Here is a 26,230-nt window from a genome sequence, read left to right as displayed (position 1 = left end):
CGGGCTGGTTCGAAGCGGCCGGCGGGCGCCGCCGACAGGGCGGAAACGCGTAAACGGCGCGCGCGAGCCGCTATGATGGCGGGATGCGCGGCCTGGCCGGCGTCGTTCGTTCGGACGACGTGAAAGCCGCTATTGTACTTGCCTTGCGAAGCACTCAGACGATCCGATGCCCGTATCACCCCGCCGCTCCTCCGCCGCCGTTGCCGATTCCGCCGATCCGTTCGACGCGGACGATGCCGTGCCGCCCGCGCAAGCCGCGGGCGAGCGCGCCGCGCCGCGTGGCGCGGCATCGCGTCGCGCGGGCCCGAAGCGCGGCGCCGACGGGCGGCTCGCGCAGCCGGCCGCCGCCGCGGCCGGCGTCGAACCCGGCGCGGACGGCGACGAAGCGGCGGAAGCGGGCGCACCCGGCTCATCCGGCACGAAGCGCAAGAAGAAGCCGGCCGCCGACAAGCCGGTGAAAACCGCCGACAAGCTCGCGAAGCTCGGCCTCACGCGCTCGATCGATCTCGTGCTGCATCTGCCGATGCGCTACGAGGACGAAACCACGCTCACGCCGATCGGCGAACTGCTGCCGGGCGGCATCGCGCAGACCGAAGGCGTCGTGTTCGACAACGAGGTCGCGTACCGGCCGCGCCGCCAGCTCGTCGTGAAGATCCAGGACGATGACGGCGAGCAACTCGTGCTGCGGTTCCTGAATTTCTACGGCTCGCAGGTCAAGCAGATGGCCGTCGGCCAGCGGCTGCGCGTGCGCGGCGACGTGCGCGGCGGCTTCTTCGGGATGGAGATGGTGCATCCGGCCGTGCGCGTCGTCGAAGCCGATGCGCCGCTGCCGCAGGTGCTCACGCCCGTCTACCCGAGCACGGCCGGCGTGTCGCAGGCGTATCTGCGCAAGGCGATCGAGAACGCGGTCGAGCGCACGCCGCTGCCCGAGCTGCTGCCGCCCGAGATCGAGCGCGATTACCTGAAGCCGCTCGGCGTGCCGACGCTCGCGCAGGCCGTGCGGATCCTGCACCACCCGGGCGTCGATTCCGACGAAGCCGCGCTGATGGACGGCTCGCATCCGGCATGGACGCGCATCAAGTTCGAGGAGCTGCTCGCGCAGCAGCTGTCGCTCAAGCGGGCGCACGAGGAGCGCCGCACCCGCGCCGCGCCCGCGATGCCGCGCCGCGCCGCGACCGATACCGATGCGTTGACCGCGCGCCTTTACGCGGCGCTGCCGTTCACGTTGACCGGCGCGCAGGCGCGCGTCGTCGACGAGATCGCGCACGACCTCACGCTCCCGCACCCGATGCAGCGCCTGCTGCAGGGCGACGTCGGCAGCGGCAAGACGGTCGTCGCGGCGCTGGCCGCCACGCAGGCGATCGACGCCGGCTACCAGGCCGCGCTGATGGCGCCGACCGAAATCCTCGCGGAACAGCACGCGCGCAAGCTGCGCGCATGGCTCGAGCCGCTCGGCGTCACGGTCGCATGGCTCGCGGGCAGCCTGAAGGCGAAGGAGAAACGCGCGGCGATCGAGGCCGCCGCGCTCGGCACCGCGCAGCTCGTGATCGGCACGCACGCGATCATCCAGGACACGGTCGAATTCGCGCGGCTCGGCCTCGTGATCGTCGACGAGCAGCACCGCTTCGGCGTCGAGCAGCGTCTCGCGTTGCGCGCGAAGGCCGCGAATGCCGCCAACGGCGCGCGCGACTTTCAGCCGCACCAGCTGATGATGTCGGCCACGCCGATTCCGCGCACGCTCGCGATGACGTACTACGCGGACCTCGAGGTATCGACGATCGACGAGTTGCCGCCCGGCCGCACGCCCGTGCTGACGCGCCTCGTCGGCGACGCGCGGCGCGAGGAAGTGATCGCCCGCGTGCGCGAGGCCGCGCTGACCGGGCGCCAGGTGTATTGGGTGTGCCCGCTGATCGAGGAGAGCGAGACGCTGCAGTTGCAGACGGCCGTCGAAACCTACGAGACGCTGGCCGCGGCGCTTCCCGAGTTGAAGGTCGGCCTCGTGCATGGCCGCCTGTCGCCGGCCGACAAGGCGGCCGTGATGGAAGCGTTCACGCGCAACGAAGTGCAGTTGCTGGTCGCGACGACCGTGATCGAAGTCGGCGTCGACGTGCCGAACGCGTCGCTGATGGTGATCGAGCACGCAGAGCGGTTCGGCCTCGCGCAGCTGCACCAGTTGCGCGGCCGCGTCGGGCGCGGCACCGCGGCGTCGGTGTGCGTGCTGCTGTACACCGGACCGCTGTCGATCGCCGGCCGCGAGCGGCTGAAGACGATGCGCGAGACGACCGACGGTTTCGAGATCGCGCGGCGCGACCTCGAAATCCGCGGCCCCGGCGAATTCCTCGGCGCGCGCCAGTCGGGTGCGGCGATGCTGCGCTTTGCGAACCTCGAGACCGACGGCTGGCTGATCGATCCTGCCCGCGAGGCCGCGGCGCGGCTGATTGCCGCGTATCCGGAGGTCGTCACGCAGCATCTCGCGCGCTGGCTCGGCGCGCGCGAGCAGTATCTGAAGGCCTGATCGACCTGCTTGGGGCCGGATCGGAGGCCGCCACTCGACGCATCGAGATGCAGAGAAACTTGGCGAACCTGGGTCAGAGGGTGTATAAATTAAACCTATCGCCTGTATATCTCTGATTGACCCACAATGACCCTGACTGAATTGAAGTACATCGTCGCGGTCGCGCGCGAGCGGCATTTCGGTCGCGCGGCCGAAGCGTGCTTCGTGAGCCAGCCGACCCTGTCGGTGGCGATCAAGAAGCTCGAAGACGAGCTCAACGTGCAGATTTTCGAGCGCGGCGCGAGCGAAGTGAGCGTGACGCCGATCGGCGACCAGATCGTCACCCAGGCGCAGCGCGTGCTCGAGCAGACGTTCGCGATCAAGGAGATCGCGAAGCAGGGCAAGGACCCGCTCGTCGGCCCGTTCCGCCTCGGCGTGATCTACACGATCGGGCCGTACCTGCTGCCGACGCTCGTCAAGCAGATGATCCAGCGTGTCCCGCAGATGCCGCTGATGCTGCAGGAGAACTACACGCTGAAGCTGCTCGAACTGCTGAAGCAGGGCGAGATCGACGCCGCGATCATGGCGCTGCCGTTCCCCGAAACCGGCCTGATGGTGCGGCCGCTGTACGACGAGCCGTTCGTCGTCGCGCTGCCGGCCGGCCATCCGTGGGAGAAGCGCGACGAAATCGACGCCGAGGATCTGAAGCAGGAAACCATGCTGCTGCTCGGCAACGGCCACTGCTTCCGCGATCACGTGCTCGGCGTGTGTCCGGAACTGATGCGCTTCTCGCAGACGGCCGACGGCATCCAGAAGACGTTCGAGGGCTCGTCGCTCGAAACCATTCGCCACATGGTCGCGAGCGGCGTCGGCATCACCGTGCTGCCGCGGATGTCGGTCGCCGAGATCGGCCCGCGCGCGAACGGCCCCGACGCCGAGCTGTTGTCGTACGTGCCGTTCAACGAACCGGTGCCCGACCGCCGCGTGGTGCTCGTGTGGCGCAAGAGCTTCACGCGGATGCCGGCGATCGACGCGATCAGCGACGCGATTGCCGCATGCGAGCTGCCGGGCGTCGCGAAGCTCGACATGCCGGCCACGATGAACTGACGTGCCGACGAGGCGTCTGTGGCAGCGTGATGAACGGGGTCGTGTGACCCCGTTTATTTTTCCCTATCGCATAGATGAAATTTATCAAATTCAAATAATTGATAGATATAGATAGAATCCTCTACATGGATCGATGTCGAGCCGATGGGCGAGATGCACGTTGGATGCAAGCGTCAAAGGAGGATGTCATGATGCGGTCGGTATTGAAGCACGCGCAGCGGAACATCCCGTCGCGCGACACGGTCGTACATCGCGCCAGGGCGGCGGTTCGCGGCCTGCGCCCGATTGCGTTCGCGTACCTGGCGGACCGTGTGTATGGCGGATGAGTGCCGCCGCACGCCGGTCCAGTGTTCCCCCGAATCACCTGCCGTCGAGCCTTGAGGGAGCATCGCATGTCCGATATCCGAAAAACCGCCCGCGTCGCCGGTACGACGGCTACCGGCAGCCGCTTCCCCGAGTGCCCCGCCTGCGGCGCACGGCAACGGGAACGCGTGTCCAGGGCCGCGCACGACATCCCGTAGTACGACAGGAGGACCCGCCTGTTCCGTTTCTTACCCCCCGCAACGCTCCACGAACCGCGCCCGGCACGTGGGGGCCTACGAGCCAGTGAAGGAGAAAAAAGCATGTCGAACGAAACGAAGTGCCCGTTCAACCACACCGCAGGCAGCGGCACGACGAACAAGGACTGGTGGCCGAATCAGCTGAACCTGAACGTCCTGCATCGGCATTCGGCGCTGTCCGATCCGATGGACGCGGATTTCGACTACGCCGAGGCGTTCAAGAAGCTGGATCTTGCCGCGGTGAAGCAGGACCTGCACGCGCTGATGACGACGTCGCAGGACTGGTGGCCGGCCGACTTCGGCCACTACGGCGGCCTGTTCGTGCGCATGGCATGGCATAGCGCCGGCACGTACCGCACGGCCGACGGCCGCGGCGGCGCGGGCGGCGGGCAGCAGCGCTTCGCGCCGCTCAACAGCTGGCCGGACAACGTGAGCCTCGACAAGGCGCGCCGCCTGCTGTGGCCGATCAAGCAGAAGTACGGCCGCAACATCTCGTGGGCCGACCTGCTGATCCTGACCGGCAACGTCGCGCTCGAATCGATGGGCTTCAAGACGTTCGGCTATGCCGGCGGCCGCGTCGATACGTGGGAACCGGACGACGTCTACTGGGGCTCGGAAAAGATCTGGCTGGAACTGAGCGGCGGCCCGAACAGCCGCTACACGGGCAAGCGCGAGCTCGAAAGCCCGCTCGCCGCGGTGCAGATGGGCCTGATCTACGTGAACCCCGAAGGCCCGGACGGCAACCCCGACCCGGTCGCCGCCGCGCACGACATCCGCGAGACGTTCGCGCGGATGGCGATGAACGACGAGGAAACGGTCGCGCTGATCGCGGGCGGCCACACGTTCGGCAAGACGCACGGCGCCGGCCCGGCCTCGAACGTCGGTCCCGAGCCGGAAGCCGCGGGCCTCGAGCAGCAGGGCCTCGGCTGGAAGAGCACGTTCGGCACGGGCAAGGGCAAGGACACGATCACGAGCGGTCTCGAAGTCACGTGGACGTCGACGCCGACGAAGTGGAGCAACGACTTCTTCAAGCACCTGTTCAGCTACGAGTGGGAGCTCACGAAGAGCCCGGCGGGCGCGCACCAGTGGGTCGCGAAGGATGCGGACGAGATCATTCCGGACGCGTACGACGCATCGAAGAAGCATCGTCCGACGATGCTGACGACCGACCTGTCGCTGCGTTTCGACCCGGCCTACGAAAAGATCTCGCGCCGCTTCTACGAGAACCCGGACGAATTCGCCGACGCGTTCGCACGCGCGTGGTTCAAGCTCACGCACCGCGACATGGGTCCGCGCGCCCGTTATCTCGGCCCGGAAGTACCGGCGGAACACCTGCTGTGGCAGGACCCGATCCCGGCCGTCGATCACCCGCTGATCGACGCCGCCGACGTCGCCGCGCTGAAGGCGAAGGTGCTGGCGACGGGCCTGTCGGTGTCGCAGCTCGTGTCGACCGCCTGGGCGTCCGCGTCGACGTTCCGCGGCTCGGACAAGCGCGGCGGCGCGAACGGTGCGCGCATCCGCCTCGCGCCGCAAAAGGACTGGGAAGTGAACCGCCCGGCCGAACTCGCGGCGGTGCTCGAAACGCTCGAAGGCGTGCAGAAGGCGTTCAACGATGCGCAGACGGACGGCAAGAAGGTGTCGCTGGCCGACCTGATCGTGCTGGCCGGTGCGGCCGGCGTCGAGCAGGCCGCGAAGAACGCGGGTATCGCGGTCACCGTGCCGTTCGCACCGGGCCGGATGGACGCCTCGCAGGAAGAAACCGACGTCGACGCGATGGCCGTGCTCGAGCCGCTCGCCGACGGTTTCCGCAACTTCCTGAAGCACGCGTACAAGACGCCGGCCGAGGCGCTGCTGGTCGACAAGGCCCAGTTGCTGACGCTGAGCGCACCGGAGATGACGGTGCTCGTCGGTGGCCTGCGCGTGCTCGGTGCGAATGCCGGCGATGCGAAGCATGGCGTGTTCACCGATCGTCCGGAAACGCTGACGAACGACTTCTTCGTGAACCTGCTCGACATGGGCACGGAATGGAAGCCGGTGTCGGCCGCGAACGACGTGTTCGAAGGGCGCGATCGCGCGACGGGCGAGCTCAAGTGGACGGGCACGCGCGTCGACCTGATCTTCGGTTCGCATGCGCAACTGCGTGCGCTGGCCGAGGTGTACGGCAGCGCGGACGCGAAGGAGAAGTTCGTGCGCGATTTCGTCGCGGCCTGGAACAAGGTGATGAACCTCGACCGCTTCGACCTCGCATGAACCCGGCCGCATCCCGATGCGGTGATGCGGTGATGCAGTAACGTGAAACGGCCGGTCCGGCGACCGGCCGTTTCTTCCCTGAACGATGTCTTGTCAAAGGAGTGACGACCATGACGCAAATGATGCTCGACATGCGCGCGGCCGCGTTGCCCATTCTGCGATCGCCGGTGGAGCTGGCGCGCTACGTCGTCGGCTTCGCGATCGTCGTCGGCGGAGCGGCGGAGCTGGCCTCGCAGGCGCTGCACGCGCTCGCGCCGGTCGTGTCGGCCGCCGGCGGTTGAGGGCGGCAACGGATTCGCGACGCTAGACTGGCGAGTCGCGAACGGATGCCGCGCGATGCGGCATGCGGATTGCCCGATGCATTTTCGCCGGTTCGACATTTCGAATGAGGAGTCCCGAAGATGGCCAAGAAAGGCAACGCCACGCAGATCAACATCGGCATCAGCGACAAGGACCGCAAGAACATCGCGGAGGGCCTGTCGCGCCTGCTCGCCGATACGTTTTCGCTGTACCTGAAGACCCACAATTTCCACTGGAACGTGACCGGACCGATGTTCAACACGCTGCACCTGATGTTCGAGGAGCAGTACAACGAACTATGGCTCGCGGTCGACTCCGTCGCCGAGCGCATTCGCACGCTGGGCGTCGTCGCGCCCGGCACGTTCGGCGATTTCGCGAAACTGTCGTCGGTGCCGGAAGCGAAGGGCGTGCCGGCCGCCGAGGAGATGATCCGCCAGCTCGTCGAAGGGCACGAGACGGTCGTGCGCACCGCGCGCGAAATCTTCCCGATCGCCGATGCGGCGAGCGACGAGCCGACCGCCGACCTGCTCACGCAGCGCCTGCAGACGCACGAAAAGACCGCATGGATGCTGCGGTCGCTGCTCGCGTGAGCCCGAAGCCGCTGGCGCGTCATGCCGGGCCCGGGCGGGCCGGCGCCGAATCTGTCCCTGGATCGATGTCCGACGCCGCGCGGCCGTGCGCAGCGGGCCGCGGCGGCCGGCCCGCCCGCCGCGACCGTGGGCTGCGGGTCGCGCCGACATGACGCGCAGCGCCGCTCGGCTCTAAAATGCCGGGATTCTCTTCCTGGTGCTTCGCCATGCTTGCCCGCTTTCCCCTGTATCTGCGGCTCGTCCGGATGGACAAGCCGATCGGCAGCCTGCTGCTGCTGTGGCCGACGCTCAACGCGCTGTGGATCGCATCGGACGGTAAGCCGCGCTGGCCGCTGCTCGTGATCTTCACGCTCGGCACGCTGCTGATGCGCTCGGCCGGCTGCGCGATCAACGATTACGCCGACCGCGATTTCGATCGCCACGTGAAGCGCACGGCCGACCGGCCGCTGACGTCGGGCAAGATCCGCGCATGGGAGGCCGTCGCGATCGCGGTCGGGCTGTCGTTCGTCGCGTTCCTGCTGATCCTGCCGCTCAATACGCTGACGAAAGAATTGTCGGTCGTCGCGCTGTTCGTCGCCGGCTCCTATCCGTTCATGAAGCGCTTCTTCGCGATTCCGCAGGCGTATCTCGGCATCGCGTTCGGCTTCGGCATCCCGATGGCGTTCGCGGCCGTGCAGGACACGGTGCCGATGCTGGCGTGGGTGATGCTGGTCGCGAACATCTTCTGGTCGGTCGCGTACGACACCGAATATGCGATGGTCGATCGCGACGACGACATCAAGATCGGCATCCGCACGTCCGCGCTGACGTTCGGCCGCTTCGACGTTGCGGCCGTGATGGCGTGCTACGCGGTGACGCTCGGCATCTACGTGTGGATCGGCGTGGCGCTCGGCTTCGGCCTCGCATACTGGGCCGGCTGGGCGGCTGCGCTCGGCTGCGCGCTGTATCACTACACGCTGATCAAGGGTCGCGAACGGATGCCGTGCTTCGCGGCGTTCCGCCACAACAACTGGCTCGGCGGCGTGCTGTTCGCGGGCATCGCCGCGCATTACCTGCTGGCCGCTCGCTGAGCGCCCCCCGACATGTCGCGCCTTTGCGGGCGGCGCCAACGAAAAAAGCGACCCGACGGTCGCTTTTTTTACGTCCGGCGCCGGCCAAACCGGCGCCGTTGTCGCGCTTACGCGCGGCCGAGCTCGTCGCCCATTTCCTTCGCGCGCGCGTCGGCTGCGAGCGCGCCGCGCACGATCGCTTCCTTCACGCCCTGCGCGTCGAACGCCGCGAGCGCGGCGGCCGTCGTGCCGCCCTTCGACGTCACGCGTTCGCGCAGCACGCTCGCCGGCTCGCCCGATTGCGCGGCCAGTTGCGCGGCGCCCGCGAACGTCGCGACCGCGAGCGCGCGGCCCTGTTCGTCGTTCATGCCGAGACGGCGCGCGGCTTCCTGCAGCGCTTCGATGAAATAGAACACGTATGCGGGGCCGCTGCCCGAAATCGCCGTGACCGCGTCGAGCTGCGATTCGTCGTCGAACCACACGATCTCGCCGACCGCGCCGAGCACGCTCGACGCGAGTTCGCGGCCTGCCGCGTCGACGCCCGGCAGCGCGGCCAGGCCGGTCACGCCCATGCCGACCAGCGCCGGCGTGTTCGGCATCGTGCGCACGACGCGCGCGTAGCCGCCGAGCCAGCGGGCGAGATCCGTGCCGCGGATGCCGGCCGCGATGCTGATCACGAGCTGCGACTTCAGGTGCGGCGCGAGCGCCTGCGCGACGTCCTTCAGCACCTGCGGCTTCACCGCGAGCACGATCGCGTCGTAATCGGCGAGCGTTGCGTCGACGGCCGCGCCGGTGCGCACGCCGAATTGCTGCGCGGCGCGCGCGCGGACGTCTTCGTTGATGTCGACGGCATACAGGCCGTCCGCGGCGACGCCGCGCTTGATCAGGCCGCCGATCAGGGCCGCGGCCATGTTGCCGCCGCCGATGAATGCGATTTTCATGATGTCGGGAATGAGCGAGTGAGTGAACGGAAAGGCGGAAAAGAACGCGGCGTTCAGCGCGAGTAGTCGCGCGCGCCGAAGATCGCGGTGCCGACGCGCACGATCGTCGCGCCTTCGAGCACGGCCGCGTCGAGATCGGCGGACATGCCCATCGACAGCGTGTCGAGCGGCAGGCCGTCGGCGCGCAACGCGTCGAACAACGCGCGCAGCGCGCGGTGCGGCGCGCGCTGCGCGTCGGTGTCGGCGGCCGGCTCGGGAATCGCCATCAGGCCGCGCAGCCGCAGCGACGGCAGCGCGGCGACCGCCCGCGCGACCTCGGCCACGTCGGCCGGCGCGACGCCGCTCTTCGACGCCTCGCCGCTGATGTTCACCTGCACGCATACGTTGAGCGGCGGCAGGTGCGCGGGGCGTTGTTCCGACAGGCGCTGCGCGATCTTCAGCCGGTCGACCGAATGGACCCAGTCGAAGCGCTCGGCGACGGGGCGCGTCTTGTTCGATTGCAGCGGCCCGATGAAATGCCATTCGAGGCTCGCGCGCAGGTCGGCGAGCGCGTCGATCTTGTCGATCGACTCCTGCACGTAGTTCTCGCCGAAGGCGCGCTGCCCGGCTGCATGCGCGGCGCGCACGTCGTCGGCCGGAAACGTCTTCGACACGGCGAGCAGCGATACGGTGGCGGGATCGCGGCCGGCCGCGCGGGCGGCGTCGGCGATGCGGCGGTGAACGGAGTCGAGACGGGCGGCGAGATCGGACATGACGGGCACGGAAGCAGGCACGCAAGCAGCGCGGAAACGGGCATGAAGCCGATGCGCAGCGATCCGCGGCGCATCGATCCGCTCATTATACGGACGCCGCGCGCCTGCCCGTCATGCGTGAACGGGCGCTAGCCTAGCCGTACAGCAAGTGCTCGACGAGCTGGATCCAGTGGGCGACCGGCACCTGCGTGCCGCTTTGCAGATGCGCGATGCAGCCGATGTTGCCGGATACGATCATCTGCGGTTCGAGCGCCTGCAGCTTCAGCAGCTTCTGCTTGCGCAACCGGTACGACAGCGACGGCTGCGTCAGCGAGTAGGTGCCGGCCGAGCCGCAGCACAGATGGCTGTCGGCCGGCAGCCGCACGTCGATGCCGAGCGTCTCGAGCAGGCGCTCGACCTTGCCGCGCGACTGCTGCCCGTGCTGCAGCGTGCACGGCGGGTGGTACGCGACCGTATGGATCGCGCGGCGCCGGGCGATCGTCGCGAGTTCGGCCTCGAACGCGAGCAGCACGTCGGAGATGTCGCGCGTCAGCGACACGATGCGTTGCGCTTTCTCCGCATAGGCCGGATCGTCGCGCAGCAGGTGCGCGTATTCGAGCACCGTCGCGCCGCAGCCCGATGCATTCATCACGATCGCCTCGGCGCCCTGTTCGACGTGGGGCCACCACGCGTCGATGTTGCGGCGCGCGTCGTCGAGCGCTTCGTCGTGATAGTTCAGATGCAGGCGGATCGCGCCGCAGCAGCCCGCGTCAGGCGAGACGACCGTCTCGATGCCGAGCGCGTCGAGCACGCGTGCGGTCGCGATGTTGATGTTCGGCAGCATCGACGGCTGCACGCAGCCGCCGAGCATCAGCATCTTGCGCGTATGCGTGCGGTGCGGCCATTCGAGCAGCCGCGTGCGCGGCGGCACCTTGTCGCGTAGCCGCTTCGGCAGCAGCGGCCGCACGTGCTGGCCGAGCCGCATCGCCGGAGAGAACAGCGCGGCGTTCGGCACGACGCTCGCGAGCACGCGGCGCATGAGCCGCTGCTGCGCGGGGCGTTCCACCTGCGCCTCCACGTGCTTGCGGCCGATCTCGACGAGCCGGCCGTACTGGACGCCGGACGGGCAGGTCGTCTCGCAGCTGCGGCAGGTGAGGCAGCGGTCGAGGTGCTGCTGCGTGCTGCGCGTGACGGGCGCGCCTTCGACCATCTGCTTGATCAGGTAGATGCGTCCGCGCGGGCCGTCGAGTTCGTCGCCGAGCAGTTGATAGGTCGGGCAGGTCGCGGTGCAGAACCCGCAGTGCACGCACTTGCGCAGGATCGCGTCGGCCTCGTCGCCGTCGGGCGTATTGCGGATGAAATCGGCGAGGTTCGTTTGCATCCTGCCCTCAAAGTTCCGGGTACAGCCGGCCGCGATTGAAGATGCGCGCGGGATCGAACGCGCTCTTCAGCCCGCGGTGGATCTTCATCATCGGCGCGGGCAGCGGTGTGAACACGCCCGCACTGCGGTCGTAGGTGTCGCCCGCGCGGAACAGCGTCGCATGGCCGCCGGCCTGCTTCGCGCTCATGCGCACGGTTTGCGCGTCGGCGTCGGTGATCCACCAGCGCTGCGCGCCGCCCCATTCCATCAACTGCGTGCCGGGCAGATGCATCGGTTCGGTGATCGACGGCAGCGACAGGCGCCACAGCGCGTAGCCGGGCGGGATGCCGTTGAAGAACGGATCGGTATGCTCGCGCAGGCCGGACCAGAAGCGCTCGGCCTCGACCGCGTCGACGACTTCGCCGCCGAGCAGCGTTTTCGCGGATTTCACGGCGGCTTCCGCGCCCGACAGGCGCAGCACGAGCGTGCCGTTGCGCCACGCGCTCGCGCTGACCGGCAGCGGATGGCCGCCCCATTCGTTGAGCTTGCGCACCGCGTCGGTCGCGGTCATCTCGAATTTGAGCGTGACTTCGGCGACAGGCATCGGCAGCACCTTGATCGACAGGTCGAGCATGAGCCCGAGCGTGCCGAGCGCGCCGGCCATCAGCCGTGACACGTCGTAGCCGGCGACGTTCTTCACGACCTGCCCGCCGAAGCGCAGCGTTTCGCCGCGACCGTTCATCAGCGTGGTGCCGAGCACGAAATCGCGCGGTGCGCCGCAGGTGGCGCGGCGCGGGCCCGCGAGGCCGGCCGCGACGCAGCCGCCGACGGTGGCCGAACGGCCGAAGTGCGGCGGCTCGAACGGCAGCATCTGGCCGTGCTCGGCGAGGACGGTTTCAAGTTGCGCGAGCGGCGTGCCTGCGCGGACCGTGACGACGAGTTCGGCCGGGTCGTACGACACGACGCCTTGAAACGCGCGCGTGTCGAGTATTTCGCCCTCGAGCGCCTGGCCGTACCAGTCCTTGGTGCCGCCGCCGCGGATCCGCAGCGGCCGGCCGTCGGCACTGGCGGCGCGGATGCGCTCGGCCCATCCGGCGACGATGTCGTCCTCTTCCATGTTCCGTTGCTTTCTCGTCTCGTTGTCCGGTCGATTGTACCGGGGTGGCGCGATTCCACATCGCGACTATCCCTAAGCCCAGTCCCGCAGCCGGCATGTGCGGCCGGCACGCGAACGCGCCGCGCGGGCACGGCGGACCCGCGCCCCGCGGCCGCCGGTGCGGGCCGCGACCCGCGCGCGCCGCTCAGAAGCGCGGCAGGTCGGGGTGCGGCAGCAGCCCGCCGCGCACGTGCTGGCGCCCGTATTCGGCGCAGCGCGCGCGGGTCGGGATGCCCTTGTCCGGGTTCAGCAGCCCGGCCGGATCGAATGCGCGCTTGACCGCGAAGAACGCATCGCGCTCCTGCGGCGAGAACTGCACGCACATCGAATTGAGCTTTTCGATACCGACGCCGTGCTCGCCCGTCACGCTGCCGCCGAATTCCACGCAGCATTCGAGGATCTCCGCGCCGAACTGCTCGGCGCGGTGCAGCTCGTCCGGATCGTTCGCGTTGTAGAGGATCAGCGGATGCATGTTGCCGTCGCCCGCATGGAACACGTTGATGCAGCGCAGCCCGTAGCGCGTTTCGAGCTGCTCGATGCGCGCGAGCAGCGGGCCGATCGCGCGGCGCGGCACGGTGCCGTCCATGCAGTAGTAATCGGCGGAAATGCGGCCGGCGGCCGGGAACGCGTTCTTGCGGCCGGACCAGAAGCGCAGCCGCTCGCTTTCGTTGCGCGACACCTGGATGCGCGTCGCGCCGTGTTCGCGCAGCACGGCCGTCATCCGCACGATTTCCTCGGCGACTTCTTCGGGCGTGCCGTCCGATTCGCACAGCAGGATCGCCTTCGCGTCGAGGTCGTAGCCCGCGTGCGTGAACGCCTCGACGGCTTGCGTCGCCGGCTTGTCCATCATCTCGAGCCCGGCCGGGATGATGCCCGACGCGATGATCGCCGCGACGGCCTCGCCGCCCTTGACGACGTCGTCGAAACTCGCCATCACGAGCTGCGCGGTCTGCGGCTTCGGGATCAGTCGCACCGTGACCTCGGTGACGATCGCGAACATCCCTTCGCTGCCGATCATCACGGCAAGCAGATCGAGGCCCGGCATGTCGAGTGCGAGCGAGCCGAACTCGACGATCTCGCCGTCGATCGTCACCGCGCGCACGCGCATCACGTTGTGCACGGTCAGCCCGTATTTCAGGCAGTGGACGCCGCCGGAATTTTCCGCGACGTTGCCGCCGATCGTGCAGGCGATCTGCGACGATGGATCGGGCGCGTAATACAGGCCGTACGGCGCGGCCGCTTCCGAGATCGCGAGGTTGCGCACGCCGGGCTGCACGGTCGCCGTGCGTGCGTACGGGTCGACTTCGACGATGCGCGTGAAGCGCGCGAGCGACAGCACGACGCCGAGCGCGATCGGCAGCGCGCCGCCCGACAGGCTGGTGCCGGCGCCGCGCGGCACGATCGGCACTTCCATGCGGCGGCAGATCTGCACGATCCGCTGCACCTGCGACTCCGTCTCGGGCAACGCGACCGCGAGCGGCAGCCGGCGGTACGCGGACAGGCCGTCGCATTCGTACGGCGCCGTGTCCTCGTCGCGGTACAGCAGGCAGTGCGTCGGCAGCACGGCCATCAGCGCCTGCACGACTTCGCGCTGGCGCTGCGCGCGTGCGGCGCTCGACAGTTCGACGGGAGCGTTCATGAGGTCTCCTGCGTGGGCGCGGCGTCGCGCCGCCGTGTCAGCACGTGAAAATCTTGCCCGGATTCATCAGGTTGCGCGGATCGAGCGCGAGCTTGATCGCGCGCATCGTGTCGATGGCGTTGTCGCCGTGCTCCTTCGGCAGGAAGCGCATCTTGTGCAGCCCGACGCCGTGCTCGCCCGTGCAGGTGCCGCCCAGGCGCAGCGCGCGCTCGACGATCCGGTCGTTGATGCGTTCGGCTTCGGCGAGTTCCTCGGGCTTGTCGGGATCGATCAGGATCGCGACGTGGAAATTGCCGTCGCCGACGTGCCCGACGATCGGGCAGGGCAGCGACGACGCGCGCAGGTCGAGCTCGGTTTCCTCGACGCACGCGGCGAGCTGCGAGATCGGCACGCACACGTCGGTCGTCACCGCGCGGCAACCGGGCTTCAACTGCAGCATCGCGAAGTACGCGTTGTGGCGCGCGGACCAGAGCCGCGTGCGATCCTCGGGGCGCGTCGCCCATTCGAAGCCCTGGCCGGAATGCTGGCCGGCGAGCGCCTGCACGAGTTCGGCCTGTTCCTTCACGCCGGCGTCGGTGCCGTGGAATTCGAAGAACAGCGTCGGCGCTTCGGTCAGCGTCAGGTTCGAGTGACGGTTGATCGAGCGCACCGCGAGCGCGTCGACGAATTCGACGCGCGCGATCGGCACGCCGATCTGGATCGTCTCGATCACCGTGCGGACCGCGTCGCCCATCGTCGGGAACGTGCAGATCGCGGCCGACACGGCCTCGGGCAGCGGATGCAGGCGCAGCGTGATCTCGGTGATCACGCCGAGCGTGCCTTCGGACCCGACGAACAGCCGCGTGAGGTCGTAGCCGGCCGACGACTTGCGCGCGCGCGAGCCGGTTTTCACCACGCGGCCGTCCGCGAGCACCGCGCTCAGGCCGAGCACGTTCTCGCGCATCGTGCCGTAGCGCACGGCGTTGGTGCCCGACGCGCGGGTCGCGGTCATCCCGCCGATGCTCGCGTCGGCGCCCGGATCGATCGGGAAGAACAGGCCGGTGTCGCGCAACGCTTCGTTGAGCGCCTTGCGGGTGATACCCGGCTCGACCGTCACCGTGAGATCTTCGGCGTTGATCGACAGCACGCGGTTCATGTCCGACAGGTCGAGCGACACGCCGCCGCGCACCGCGAGCAGGTGGCCTTCGAGCGACGAACCGGCGCCGTACGGGATCAGCGGCACGCCGTAGAGCGAGCACAGCGACACGACTTCGCGCACGTCGTCGGTGCTGCGCGCGAACACGACGGCGTCGGGCAGTTGCGGATCGAACGGGGATTCGTCGCGGCCGTGATGGGCGCGAACCGCGTCGGCGGTCGACACGCGCTCGCCGAAAGCGGCGCGCAGCGCATCGAGCATGGCGGGGGGCAGCGGGCGGCGCGTGGCGGCCGGCGGGGCAGGGTGATTCACGAATGTCTCCTGACTACTTTTCATGCTGTCGGCTCATTCTACGCTGTAACGTCCGCTGCGCCTGCCGCCGCGGGCTGCGATAATCGCGTTCCAGCCAACCGGGCCGCGTGGCGGCCGCGCACGAGAGGACATTCGCATGGGCAACCGCTTGAGCAAGATCGCGACGCGCACGGGCGACGACGGTACCACCGGGCTGGGCGACGGGCGGCGCATCGGCAAGGACGACGCGCGGATCGCCGCGATCGGCGACGTCGACGAACTGAACTCGAATCTCGGCGTGCTGCTGGCCGAGCCGTTGCCGGACGACGTGCGCACGGCGCTCGTCACGATCCAGCACGACCTGTTCGATCTCGGCGGCGAGCTGTGCATTCCCGGCCATACGGTGCTCGACGATACGCATCTCGCGCGCCTCGACCGGTGGCTCGCCGACTACAACGCGACGCTGCCGCCGCTGAAGGAATTCATCCTGCCGGCCGGCTCGCGCGCCGCATCGCTCGCGCACGTCTGCCGAACCGTGTGCCGCCGCGCGGAGCGCTCGATCGTCGCGCTCGGGCGCGGCGACGCGCTCAACGATGCCCCGCGGCGGTACGTGAACCGGCTGTCCGACCTGCTGTTCGTGCTGGCGCGCGTGCTGAACCGCGCCGGCGGCGGCGCCGACGTGCTGTGGGAGCGCGGGCGCGTCCGCTAGCGCGCCGCCACGTTTTTGCGCGCTGCGACAATTTGTCCGGCGGGCGTTCGTTTTTAAACATGTATTGTATGAGCATGTTTAACGGAGAACGCACATGACCCACCTCACCGCTGACCAGATGGCCCGTGTGAAGGCCACGGCCCCCGTCCTCGCCGAGCACGGCGCGACGATCACGAAGCATTTCTATCAGCGCATGTTCGCGCGTCATCCGGAACTGAAGAACCTGTTCAACCAGACGCACCAGAAGACCGGCAGCCAGCCCGAAACGCTCGCGAAGGCCGTTTATGCGTATGCGGCCAACATCGACAACCTCGGCGCGCTCGGCGGCGCGGTGGCGCGCATCTCGCACAAGCACGCGAGCCTGAACATTCGCCCCGAGCACTACCCGATCGTCGGCGAGAACCTGCTTGCGTCGATCGTCGAAGTGCTCGGCGACGCGGTCGATGCCGCCACGCTCGAAGCGTGGCGCGTCGCGTACGGCCAGCTCGCGCAGATCATGATCGGCGCCGAGGCCGATCTGTACGCGAACGCCGCGTGGAGCGGCTTCCGTCCGTTCAAGGTCGCGCGCAAGGTGCGCGAAAGCGACGAGATCACGTCGTTCTACCTGACGCCCGCCGACGGCGGCGCGGCGCCGACGTTCGAGCCGGGCCAGTACATCACCGTGAAGCGCTTCATCGGCGATCTCGGCGTCGACCAGCCGCGCCAGTACAGCCTGTCCGATGCGCCGCACGGCAAGTGGCTGCGCATCTCGGTGAAGCGCGAGGCCGGCAAGGCCGAAGCGATCCCGGCCGGCAAGGTATCGACGCTGATGCACGACGGCGTGGAAGAGGGCGCGATCGTCGAGGTGACCGCACCGATGGGCGACTTCTCGCTGAAGCGCGACGTGGCTACGCCGGTCGTGCTGATCTCGGGCGGGGTCGGCATCACGCCGATGATGTCGATGGCATCGACGCTGGTCGCCGAAGGCAGCAAGCGCGACGTGCGGTTCATTCACGCATGCCGTTCGGGCGCGGTGCACGCGTTCCGCGACTGGCTGAACGACACCGTCGGCGAGCACGCGAACGTCAAGCGAACGGTGCTGTACGAGCTGGTCGGCCCGCACGATCGTCTCGGCATCGATCACGATCTCGAAGGGCGCCTCACGCCGGAACGCGTGCAGCAGTACGCGCTGGTGCCGGACGCCGACTACTACATCTGCGGGCCGATCGCGTTCATGAAGGCGCAGCGCGACGCGCTCGTCGCGCTCGGCGTCGCGCCGGAACGCGTGAATACCGAGATCTTCGGGTCGGGCGCGCTCGAGTGAGGATCCGACGGCCGGTTTCGGCCCACGCAACGCCGCTCAGAGCGCGATTGCGTATCGAGCAGCAGCTTTACGGCGCGAGTTCCTGGTCCGCGCTGGCATCGAAGTCGGCAGCGATCGATTCGTCGCCCGCATTGAATGCCTCGACGCCGGTCGGGATGTTCGATCCGGCAAGCAGCTGACGCGCCGCGCCGATCCGCTTCGGCGCGGCGTAAGGCACGATTCGGGCGACCGGATGGCCATTGCGGGCGATCACGATTTCGGATTCAAGCCCCAATTCGAGCGCTTCGACGAGGCTTGAAAGCCGCAACTTGGCGTCGTGCATGTTGACGGTCGGCATAGTCGCTTCTCTGGTCAGCCAGCCAATGTTCGCTGGTCTAGCGGAATGACACGCCAACCGCAGGCTGGCCGCATGGCCAATGCGCCGGCAGGCTGCGCCATACGGTCAGCCTGCCGGCGTCGTTCAGTTGCCGCTGCCGCGCGCGACCCGGCGCGCCTTCACGGCTTCCGCCAGGCCTTCGAGCACCTTCACGCTATCGTCCCACGCGATGCACGCGTCGGTGATGCTCTGGCCGTAGGTCAGCGCGCAGCCTTCCTTCAGGTCCTGGCGACCCTCGACGAGGTGCGACTCGATCATCACGCCGACGATGCGTTCGTCGCCGGCCGCGATCTGGCGGCCGATGTCGGCGCACACGGGGATCTGGTTCTCGTGCTTCTTCGAGCTGTTCGCGTGGCTCGCGTCGATCATCAGGCGCGCGGCGAGGCCGGCCTTGCCGATGTCCGCGCAGGCGGCGTTCACGCTGTCCGCGTCGTAGTTCGGCGTCTTGCCGCCGCGCAGGATCACGTGGCAATCCTCGTTGCCGGCCGTCGACACGATCGCCGAATGGCCGCCCTTCGTCACCGACAGGAAATGATGCGGCTGCGACGCGGCCTTGATCGCGTCGACCGCGATCTTCACGTTGCCGTCGGTGCCGTTCTTGAAGCCGACCGGGCACGACAGCCCCGACGCGAGCTCGCGGTGCACCTGCGACTCGGTCGTGCGCGCGCCGATCGCGCCCCACGAGATCAGGTCGGCGATGTACTGCGGGCTGATCATGTCGAGGTATTCGGTCGCGGCCGGCAGCCCCATTTCGTTGATCTGCAGCAGCAGCTCGCGCGCGGTGCGCAGCCCTTCGTTGATCTTGAAGCTGTTGTCGAGGTGCGGATCGTTGATGAGCCCCTTCCAGCCGACCGTCGTGCGCGGTTTTTCGAAGTACACGCGCATCACGATTTCCAGTTCGCCCTTGAAGCGCTCGCGTTCCTTCACCAGCCGGCCCGCGTATTCGATCGCCGCCTTCGTGTCGTGGATCGAGCACGGCCCGATCACGACGATCAGCCGGTCGTCCATCCCGTGCAGGATGCGGTGCATCGACTGGCGCGAGTGGTAGATCAGCTCGGACGCGGCTTCGGAGCACGCGAATTCGCGGATCAGGTGGGCGGGCGGCGTCAGTTCCTTGAGTTCGCGAATGCGGACGTCGTCGGTGTTGTGCGGGGGCATGCTGTTTCTCCTGGTTTTCCGGGGCGCCGTTCGGTCAGTGCGCGTGCGGCGGATTCATCGATTCGGGCAATTCGGTGGTGTCGGTCGGGGCCGCGGGACCGCTGCGGCGACGACCGGCTGGCGAAGGGCGAAAAAAAACCGCCGGGTTCGCCGGCGGTTTTTTCGGGAATTTCGGTTGCGCTTCACGCGCCATCAACCCTCTCGATCCGCCAGCGGTCTGAGATACCAAAAAAAGTAAAAGTAAAACTTGGCGGACATGACGGAAATTCGGCTCGTCAAAAAGTTGATTCGGAATTTATACCCCGTCCCCGGACGGCTGGCAACCGGGAATCGTCAAAAATGCGGACAATCCGCGCGTTTTCGTCAAAATGCGCGGATTGTCTGCGCCGCGATGCGGTTATGCCGTACCGCCGACCGTCATCTTGTCGATCCGCAGGGTCGGCTGACCGACGCCGACCGGCACGCTCTGGCCTTCCTTGCCGCACACGCCGACGCCCGTGTCGAGCGACATGTCGTTGCCGATCATGCTCACGTACTTCAGCGATTCCGGGCCGCTGCCGATCAGCGTCGCGCCCTTCACCGGGTAGGTGATCTTGCCGTTCTCGATCATGTACGCCTCGGACGCCGAGAACACGAACTTGCCGTTCGTGATGTCGACCTGGCCGCCGCCGAAGTTCACCGCGTACAGGCCGTTCTTCACCGACGCGATGATTTCCTGCGGATCCTTGTCGCCGTTCAACATGTAGGTGTTCGTCATGCGCGGCATCGGCAGCGCCGCGTACGATTCGCGCCGCGCGTTGCCCGTGACCGGCATCTTCATCAGGCGCGCGTTCAGCGTGTCCTGGATGTAGCCCTTCAGGATGCCGTCCTCGATCAGCGTCGTGCACTGCGTCGGGTTGCCTTCGTCGTCGATGTTCAGCGAGCCGCGGCGGTTCGGCAGCGTGCCGTCGTCGACGACGGTCACGCCCTTCGCGGCGACCTGCTCGCCGATCCGGCCCGCGAACGCGGACGAGCCCTTGCGGTTGAAGTCACCCTCGAGGCCATGGCCGATCGCCTCGTGCAGCAGCACGCCCGGCCAGCCCGGCCCGAGCACGACCGTCATCGCGCCGGCCGGCGCGGGGCGGGCGTCGAGGTTCACGAGCGCCGCGTGCACGGCGTCGTCGACGTAGCGCGACAACACTTCGTCGGTGAAGTAGCCGTAGTCGAAGCGGCCGCCGCCGCCGCCCGAGCCGATCTCGCGGCGGCCGTTCTGTTCGGCGATCACCGTGACCGACACGCGCACGAGCGGCCGGATGTCGGCCGCGAGCGCGCCGTCGCTGCGCGCGACCAGCACGACGTCGTATTCGCCGGCGAGCCCGGCCATCACCTGCGTGACGCGCGGGTCGCGCCCGCGCGCCATCTGCTCGATGCGTTCGAGCAGCTTGACCTTGGCCGTCGCGTCGAGCGACGCGAGCGGGTCGGACGGCAGGTACAGGTCGCGGCCCGAGATGCCCGTCAGCGACGTGGCTGCCCTGATCTTCTGGCGGCCGCCGCCGGCTGCCGCGATCGCCTTGGTCGCGGCGGCGGCTTGCGCGATCGCTTCGGGCGACAGGTCGTCCGAATACGCGAACGCGGTGCGGTCGCCCGCGACCGCGCGCACGCCGACGCCCTGGTCGATGCTGAAGCTGCCCGACTTGACGATGCCTTCCTCGAGGCTCCACGCTTCGCTGCGGGTCGCCTGGAAGTACAGGTCCGCGTAGTCGACGCGATGCGTGAAGATGTCGGCGATCGTGCGCGTGAGCAGGCTTTCGTCGAGGCCGTACGGCGTGAGCAGGATGTCCTTCGCCAGCGCTAGGTTGCGGATGCCGGGTTCGATGATGTTCATGCGGATATCGGGAGTTCTCAAAAAGTTGTCGGGTGCTGCCGTGCAGACGGGTGGGCCGCACGGCATGTCAAGCGGTGCGGCGGATTCAGGTCAGCACGCGGTGCCGCCATGCGGGCAGGCTCTGGCGTACGTCGGCGATGCGTTGCGGATCGATCGTGCCGAGCACGACGCTGGCGCCCTCGTCGCGTACCGCGACGATCTCGCCCCACGGGTCGATCAGCATGCTGTGGCCCCACGTGCGCCGGCCGTTCTCGTGCTTGCCGCCCTGCGCGGCCGCGAGCACGTAGCACTGGTTCTCGACGGCCCGCGCGCGCAGCAGCGTTTCCCAGTGCGCGCGGCCCGTCGTATACGTAAACGCCGACGGCACGACCATCAGCGCGCAGTCGCCCATGCGGCGGTACAGCTCCGGAAAGCGGAGATCGTAACAGACCGACAGGCCGACCTGCCCGAACGGCGCGTCGAACGCGACGACCGTGTCGCCCGCGCGGATCGTGCGCGCCTCGTCGAACGATTCGTCGCCTTTCTCGAAGTTGAACAGGTGGATCTTGTCGTAGCGCGCGGCCTCGTGGCCGGACGGATCGAACACGAGCGTCGTGTTCAGCACGCGATCGGGCTCCGGCGCCTTCAGCGGCAGCGTGCCGCCGATCACCCAGATGCCGTGGCGGCGCGCCGCGTCGGCGAGGAAGTGCTGGATCGGGCCGTCGCGGTACGGTTCGGCGAGCGCGAGCTTGTCGGTGTCGCGGTGACCCATGAAGCAGAAATACTCGGGCAGCAGCACGAGCTGCGCGCCTTCGCCGGCGGCTTCCGCGATCAGGCGGCGCGCTTCGGCCAGATTGCGTGTGACGTCCGGCGTGCTCACCATCTGCAGCGCGGCGACCCGGAAGGGCGTGGCGGAACGGGCGTGGTCGGTCATCGCGGAATCGGTTGCGTCATAAATGGGGTGCGGCCCGGCGCCCTGTGCGCTTCGATGCGCGCTCAATGGCTCGCTGCATCGGCCGGATCGTGATTCATCTTACCCTGATCGCCGCGCACCCGCTCGATGTGCGGGTGCGCCCACGAGCCGGTGATCGCGTAGTCGAGCGCGAACGCCCGCGACAGCGTCTCGGACAGCGCATAGTTCGCGGCCAGCACGCCGACGCCGAGCAGCGGGTTGATGATGGCCGCGCCGATCGCGGCCGCGCCCGCGCTGATTTTCGGCGCGACGTGCGCATGCAGATCCTGCGTCTCGGCGCCGAGATCGACCGCGCCGCGCACGGTGACGTTCGCGGGGCCCGTCATCATCGAGAAGTCGTCGGTGCGCGCGATCCCGTTCGAAATCCGGCCGGTACCGGTGATCTTGTCGAACGGCAGCCCCTTGCCGACCACGTCGCGGAAGTTCAGCGTCAGGAAGCGCGCGAGGCTTTGCAGGCTCAGCACGCCGAGCAGTTTCGCCGCGCCCGGATCGACCTTCAGGATCTGCCCGTGTTCGAGGTCGACCGCGACCTGGCCGCCGAGCGACGGGAAGTCGAGCGCGGTCGGGCCGCCGCGCCAGCCGACCTTGCCCGTGACCGAGCCGTGACCGTCCGCGAGCGTGCGCGGCAGGCCGACGCGGTCGAGCAGCGCACCCGCGTTGTCGATGTCGAGCTTGAAGTCGAACACGGTGCGGCGCGGCGCGTCGGGTTCGTCGGCGCCGCGGGCGAGCGCGCGGCGCGACGTGCGCCAGTTGCCGGTCGCCGTGAGCTTCGCGGCCGGGTTCGACAGTTCCAGCTTGTCGAGCTGCCACACGGGCGTGCCGTCTTCGTCGATGTTGCGTGCGTTGACGACGAGCCGGCCGATGTCGTGATCGCGCGCGACGACCTGGTCGACGATCAGGTCGATCGACGGTATCGGGCGGTCGGCCGGCGTCGGCAGGTTCATCGCGCGGCCGACGAGGTCGTGCTGCGAACTCTGCGGCACGACGAGCTTCGCGAGCCGCGCGTTGAGCACGCCCGCGCCGTTGTGACCGCCGCCCGGCGCCCACGACAGGTAGCCCGAGACCTGGTTCGACGCGATGTTCGCCTGCCAGAGGTCGTCGACGTGCGACGCGCCGACGATCACGTTCTCCCAGTTGCGCTTGAGCAGTTTCAGCGTGCCGAAATGGAACGCGAAGCGCTTCGGCGCGAAGCTCGCGAAATCGACGCGCGGCGCAGCCTGCGGCGCCGGCGCGTGCGGCGTGTCGGGCTGCAGCGTATGGGCGAGGGCGAGCCACGCGTCGGCGTCCAGTTCGCCGACGTCGACGGCCGCGCTCACGCCGTCCTGCGGCATGTCGGGCATCCGGTGGATGCCCATCGCGCCGCGCACCGCGCGCAGCGGCTGGCCGCGCGTCGCGTCGAGCAGGTAGGTCGCGCTCACCGGGCCGAGCGTCAGGTCGGCGTGTTCGAGGCGTTTGCCGTCCGCCTGCGGCGCCGGCTGCAGCGTGAAGCGGAACGGCATCGGCGTGCCGGCCGGCTTCGCGAACGGCGCCGGGAAGTTCAGCGCCACGCCGGTCAGGTCGGATTGCGCGCTGACGTCGGGCAGGCGGCCCGGCGCGCCGCGCACGGCGATCTTGTACGGCGCGTCGCCGACCACGTGCTCGAGCAGCGCGGCGGCCGCGCCGTGCAGGTTCAGGCCGCGCGCGGCGTCGAGCGCGAGCCGGCCGTCGACGTCCACCGCGTACGGGCCGTGCGACTGGAAGTTGCCGTTCGCGCGCACCGGGCCGCCGAGGAAGCGCCCCGACAGCGCGCGCAGCGACGCGCCGGCCTCGGTGAAGCCGACGCTGCCGCGCAGGGCCGACAGCGGCGGCACGCCGCTGGTCGACAGCGTGTTGCCGCCGAACGCGAGCGTGCCTTCGACGTGCGTGTGCGGGTGGGGGACGTGCTGCGGAATCGTGATCTTGAGCGCGAGCGACGCGGGGCCCTGCGCATCGATGCGCTGGCCGATGTGGTTGCTCATCGTGCCGAGCGAGCTGTTGTCCGCGTAGTCGATCAGGTCGGCGAGCGGGCCCTGCGCATGGCCGTCGATGATCAGCGGCGAGTGCGACGGATTGCCGAGATCGTCGATGCGGCCGGCGACCTTCGTCAGCGCGACGCGCTTGTAATGCGCGCGCTCGATGTCGAAGCGCAGCTTGTTCTGCGCGAGCTCGAACACGCCGTCGATGCCGTCGAGCGCGGGCCAGACGCTCGGCGTGCCGTTCGCGAGCTTGCGCGGCGGGTACGGCGTCGGCTCGAAGCGGCCGCCGGTGAACGGCGCGACGATGTGGAACACGCCGGCGTCCGGCTCGTGTTCGAACGGGAATTTCTCGAGCGGGCCGCGCGCGACGATCGACGCGCCCTTGGTCACCTTGCCGTCCTGCAACGCGTGGCCGAGATAGTCGCGCAGGTGTTCGGACATCCCGGTCGGCAGATAGCGCGGAATGCGCGCGACCGACGCGCGCGCGAAATCGGCGCGCAGGTCGAGCGAGCCGCGGCCGTGGCCGGGGTTCGTGTATGAGCCCGACACCGCGATTTCGGCATCGGGGTTCGACACGAGCAGGTCGGGCAGCGACACGTCGACGCGCGCGTGCTTGTCGCCGGGCGCGGGCGTGATCGTCCACTTGGCATTGCCGCGCAGCCGGTCGAACGTCAGGCGCGGCTCGTCGAATTCGCCGGGCACGGTGACGGCCGCGTTGACCGTGTCGATATGCGCGGCGCCGCCCGTCTCGTTCGCGTCGACGCGGCCCCACAGGTTCTCGACGCCCGGCCAGCCGGCGCGCGGGTGGCCGCGCGGCGAGAGGCCGGGCGGCGGCTCCTGCGCGGCGAAGCTGATGCCTTGCAGATCGCCGAGGAAGCGGTAGCGGACGATCGGCGCGGCGCCCATGCGCCGCTCCTCGTCGGCGAGATCGGCGTGCGCGGGTTTCGCGCGCTCGACCTCGATGTGATAGTTCGACACCATCCCCCGCGGGTCGATCTTGATCAGCTCGTTGCGCAGGCGCGCCGGCAGCGGCAGCCCGCGGATGAATTCGCTGAGGATGCCGAGATCGACGCGGTCGCCGACCACGCTGAGCAGTTGCCCCTGGTTCGCGGTCGGCACGCGGTAGCGCGCGGTCAGCGTCGACAACGCGAGCGAGCGGGCGAGCGGCGTGCCGTCCGGCAGCGGCGGCTGGCCGAGCTCCGCATTGAAGCGCGTCAGGTGCAGCGTGTAGTCGTGGCCCGCGTCGAGCACCATGTCCCAGCCGAAGCCGACCGTCGGCACGTCGAGCCGCGGCTGCGTCGGGCGCACGCGCAGCGCGACGTCGGCGCCTTGCAGGTCGCCGCCCGCCGAGCGCAGGTGGCCGTCGCCGAAGGTCGCCCAGATCGCGTTGTCGATCCGGCCCGCGTGGATCGTGAGCGGCACGTCGAGATAGCGCGTGAGCGTCTGCAGGTCGACGGGGCCGGTCGACAGGTAGGCGTCGCCGGTCCAGTTCGACGGCTTGCCGATCGGCGCGAGCGGCTTGTGCTTGAAGCGCGCGCGGAAATCGAGCGGGCCGAGCAGCAGCGTGCCGTTCGCGGGCGCCTGCAGCGCGGCCTTGTGGACGCGGCCGTCGTTGAGCACCGCGAGCCGGATGCCCGACAGCACCAGCTCCGGTGCGTCGTGCTGCGCGTCGCGCCAGCGCAGCGTGCCGCCGCGCAGCACGATCGCCTCCTGCTTCAGCAGCCAGGTGCCGAACGTGTCGTTGCCTCCGTGGGTGGTGGCCACGCCGACGCCGGCGACGCTCAGCGAGCCGTCGGCCGCGCGCGCGACGACGAGGTCGGGCTGGTCGACGATCAGGCTCGACAGCGCGGGCGACAGCCGCAGCAGCGACATCCACGACAGCGCGGCCGTCGCGTGCGGCACCGACAGCGCGACCTGGCCGTCACGGCCGCGAATCGTCAGGTTCGTGAGTTCGACGCCCGGCTGCATGCCGGACCAGTTCGGGGAAAGCTTGCCGATCGAAAGCTGCGCGTGGAGCTTGTCGGACACGGCGCGCTCGATGCGCGGGCGGAATTCGTCGATGCGGGGCAGCAGTACGTAGCGCAGCCCGAGGAGGGCGCCGGACGCGACGAAGTAGGTGCCGATCCCGACTGCCAGCGTCACCCTGAACACGCGACGCAGGACCGGATGATCGTGCTTCGGAGGTCCCGCTTCGGGCGCAGCTACGGCGGATTCCTGACGGTCGGACATGCGGCGGACGGGCGGCGATATGGTAGTTTTGCAGACTGACGT

Annotated in this window: 19 protein-coding genes and 1 pseudogene; 8 read left to right on the top strand and 12 right to left on the bottom strand. The window is 68.8% G+C overall.

The genetic code is table 11. The features are described from left to right. Nucleotides 1-166: 166 nt before the first annotated feature. From recG to ubiA, 6 genes are all read left to right on the top strand, one after another. Nucleotides 167-2,515: an ATP-dependent DNA helicase RecG gene (gene recG / locus WT53_RS07770; RefSeq protein WP_060259058.1), complete on the top strand. Its 2,349-nt coding sequence runs from the start codon at nt 167-169 to the stop codon at nt 2,513-2,515. Nucleotides 2,516-2,641: 126 nt separating this feature from the next. Then, nucleotides 2,642-3,601, top strand: coding sequence for a LysR substrate-binding domain-containing protein (locus tag WT53_RS07765; protein WP_006754461.1), 960 nt, complete (start codon nt 2,642-2,644; stop codon nt 3,599-3,601). Between the two features lie 623 nt (nt 3,602-4,224). Further along, a complete protein-coding gene (katG, locus tag WT53_RS07760; protein WP_059779246.1) occupies nt 4,225-6,411 on the top strand; it encodes a catalase/peroxidase HPI in 2,187 nt (728 codons plus the stop codon). A 110-nt stretch (nt 6,412-6,521) separates the two neighbouring features. Then, on the top strand, nt 6,522-6,692 hold the full coding sequence (locus tag WT53_RS33810) for a hypothetical protein (protein WP_179948997.1): 171 nt from the start codon (nt 6,522-6,524) through the stop codon (nt 6,690-6,692). A 120-nt stretch (nt 6,693-6,812) separates the two neighbouring features. Then, complete coding sequence (gene dpsA, locus WT53_RS07755; protein WP_034206455.1) at nt 6,813-7,301, top strand: non-specific DNA-binding protein DpsA; 489 nt, start codon at nt 6,813-6,815, stop codon at nt 7,299-7,301. Nucleotides 7,302-7,507: 206 nt separating this feature from the next. Further along, entirely contained in the window at nt 7,508-8,371 is an 864-nt protein-coding gene (gene ubiA / locus WT53_RS07750; protein ID WP_060259054.1) for a 4-hydroxybenzoate octaprenyltransferase, read from the top strand. A 107-nt stretch (nt 8,372-8,478) separates the two neighbouring features. Here ubiA and proC read toward each other — a convergent pair whose 3' ends face one another. The 6 genes from proC to WT53_RS07720 all read right to left on the bottom strand — a co-directional run bounded on the left by proC (nt 8,479) and on the right by WT53_RS07720 (nt 15,624). After that, on the bottom strand, nt 8,479-9,291 hold the full coding sequence (proC, locus tag WT53_RS07745) for a pyrroline-5-carboxylate reductase (RefSeq protein ID WP_059779248.1): 813 nt from the start codon (nt 9,289-9,291) through the stop codon (nt 8,479-8,481). 53 nt (nt 9,292-9,344) lie between these two features. Beyond that, nucleotides 9,345-10,043, bottom strand: a complete 699-nt coding sequence (locus WT53_RS07740; RefSeq protein ID WP_034206458.1) for a YggS family pyridoxal phosphate-dependent enzyme — start codon at nt 10,041-10,043, stop codon at nt 9,345-9,347. A gap of 133 nt (nt 10,044-10,176) precedes the next feature. Further along, nucleotides 10,177-11,403 (bottom strand): glycolate oxidase subunit GlcF, encoded by a 1,227-nt coding sequence (glcF, locus tag WT53_RS07735; RefSeq protein WP_034206459.1) that lies wholly within the window; start codon nt 11,401-11,403, stop codon nt 10,177-10,179. Between the two features lie 7 nt (nt 11,404-11,410). Further along, a complete protein-coding gene (gene glcE / locus WT53_RS07730) occupies nt 11,411-12,499 on the bottom strand; it encodes a glycolate oxidase subunit GlcE (protein WP_059779250.1) in 1,089 nt (362 codons plus the stop codon). A 184-nt stretch (nt 12,500-12,683) separates the two neighbouring features. Beyond that, entirely contained in the window at nt 12,684-14,177 is a 1,494-nt protein-coding gene (locus WT53_RS07725) for an FAD-linked oxidase C-terminal domain-containing protein (RefSeq protein ID WP_034206461.1), read from the bottom strand. 37 nt (nt 14,178-14,214) lie between these two features. Then, on the bottom strand, nt 14,215-15,624 hold the full coding sequence (locus tag WT53_RS07720) for an FAD-binding oxidoreductase (protein WP_034206462.1): 1,410 nt from the start codon (nt 15,622-15,624) through the stop codon (nt 14,215-14,217). 136 nt (nt 15,625-15,760) lie between these two features. Here WT53_RS07720 and WT53_RS07715 point away from each other — a divergent pair, with 136 nt between their 5' ends. Beyond that, nucleotides 15,761-16,312, top strand: coding sequence for a cob(I)yrinic acid a,c-diamide adenosyltransferase (locus WT53_RS07715; protein WP_034206463.1), 552 nt, complete (start codon nt 15,761-15,763; stop codon nt 16,310-16,312). Between the two features lie 94 nt (nt 16,313-16,406). Beyond that, nucleotides 16,407-17,615, top strand: coding sequence for an NO-inducible flavohemoprotein (gene hmpA / locus WT53_RS07710; protein WP_034206464.1), 1,209 nt, complete (start codon nt 16,407-16,409; stop codon nt 17,613-17,615). A gap of 67 nt (nt 17,616-17,682) precedes the next feature. Here hmpA and WT53_RS07705 read toward each other — a convergent pair whose 3' ends face one another. The 6 genes and pseudogenes from WT53_RS07705 to WT53_RS07685 all read right to left on the bottom strand — a co-directional run bounded on the left by WT53_RS07705 (nt 17,683) and on the right by WT53_RS07685 (nt 26,188). After that, nucleotides 17,683-17,952, bottom strand: coding sequence for a type II toxin-antitoxin system Phd/YefM family antitoxin (locus WT53_RS07705; RefSeq protein WP_034206465.1), 270 nt, complete (start codon nt 17,950-17,952; stop codon nt 17,683-17,685). Nucleotides 17,953-18,075: 123 nt separating this feature from the next. Continuing rightward, nucleotides 18,076-19,149 (bottom strand): 3-deoxy-7-phosphoheptulonate synthase AroG, encoded by a 1,074-nt coding sequence (gene aroG / locus WT53_RS07700; protein WP_034206466.1) that lies wholly within the window; start codon nt 19,147-19,149, stop codon nt 18,076-18,078. A gap of 192 nt (nt 19,150-19,341) precedes the next feature. Continuing rightward, nucleotides 19,342-19,542 (bottom strand): annotated as a pseudogene (locus WT53_RS34295) (hypothetical protein). A gap of 4 nt (nt 19,543-19,546) precedes the next feature. Continuing rightward, on the bottom strand, nt 19,547-21,013 hold the full coding sequence (gene tldD, locus WT53_RS07695) for a metalloprotease TldD (RefSeq protein WP_034206467.1): 1,467 nt from the start codon (nt 21,011-21,013) through the stop codon (nt 19,547-19,549). Nucleotides 21,014-21,098: 85 nt separating this feature from the next. After that, on the bottom strand, nt 21,099-21,926 hold the full coding sequence (locus WT53_RS07690; protein WP_034206468.1) for a carbon-nitrogen hydrolase family protein: 828 nt from the start codon (nt 21,924-21,926) through the stop codon (nt 21,099-21,101). 62 nt (nt 21,927-21,988) lie between these two features. Continuing rightward, nucleotides 21,989-26,188: a YhdP family protein gene (locus WT53_RS07685; protein WP_060259050.1), complete on the bottom strand. Its 4,200-nt coding sequence runs from the start codon at nt 26,186-26,188 to the stop codon at nt 21,989-21,991. Between the last annotated feature and the right edge of the window lie 42 nt (nt 26,189-26,230).

Origin of the sequence: Burkholderia sp. MSMB2157WGS, assembly GCF_001532755.1 — a bacterium.
Classification (GTDB): Bacteria; Pseudomonadota; Gammaproteobacteria; order Burkholderiales; family Burkholderiaceae; genus Burkholderia.
Note: the sequence above shows the minus strand (reverse complement) of the source record. Positions and strands in the feature narration are given on the sequence as shown.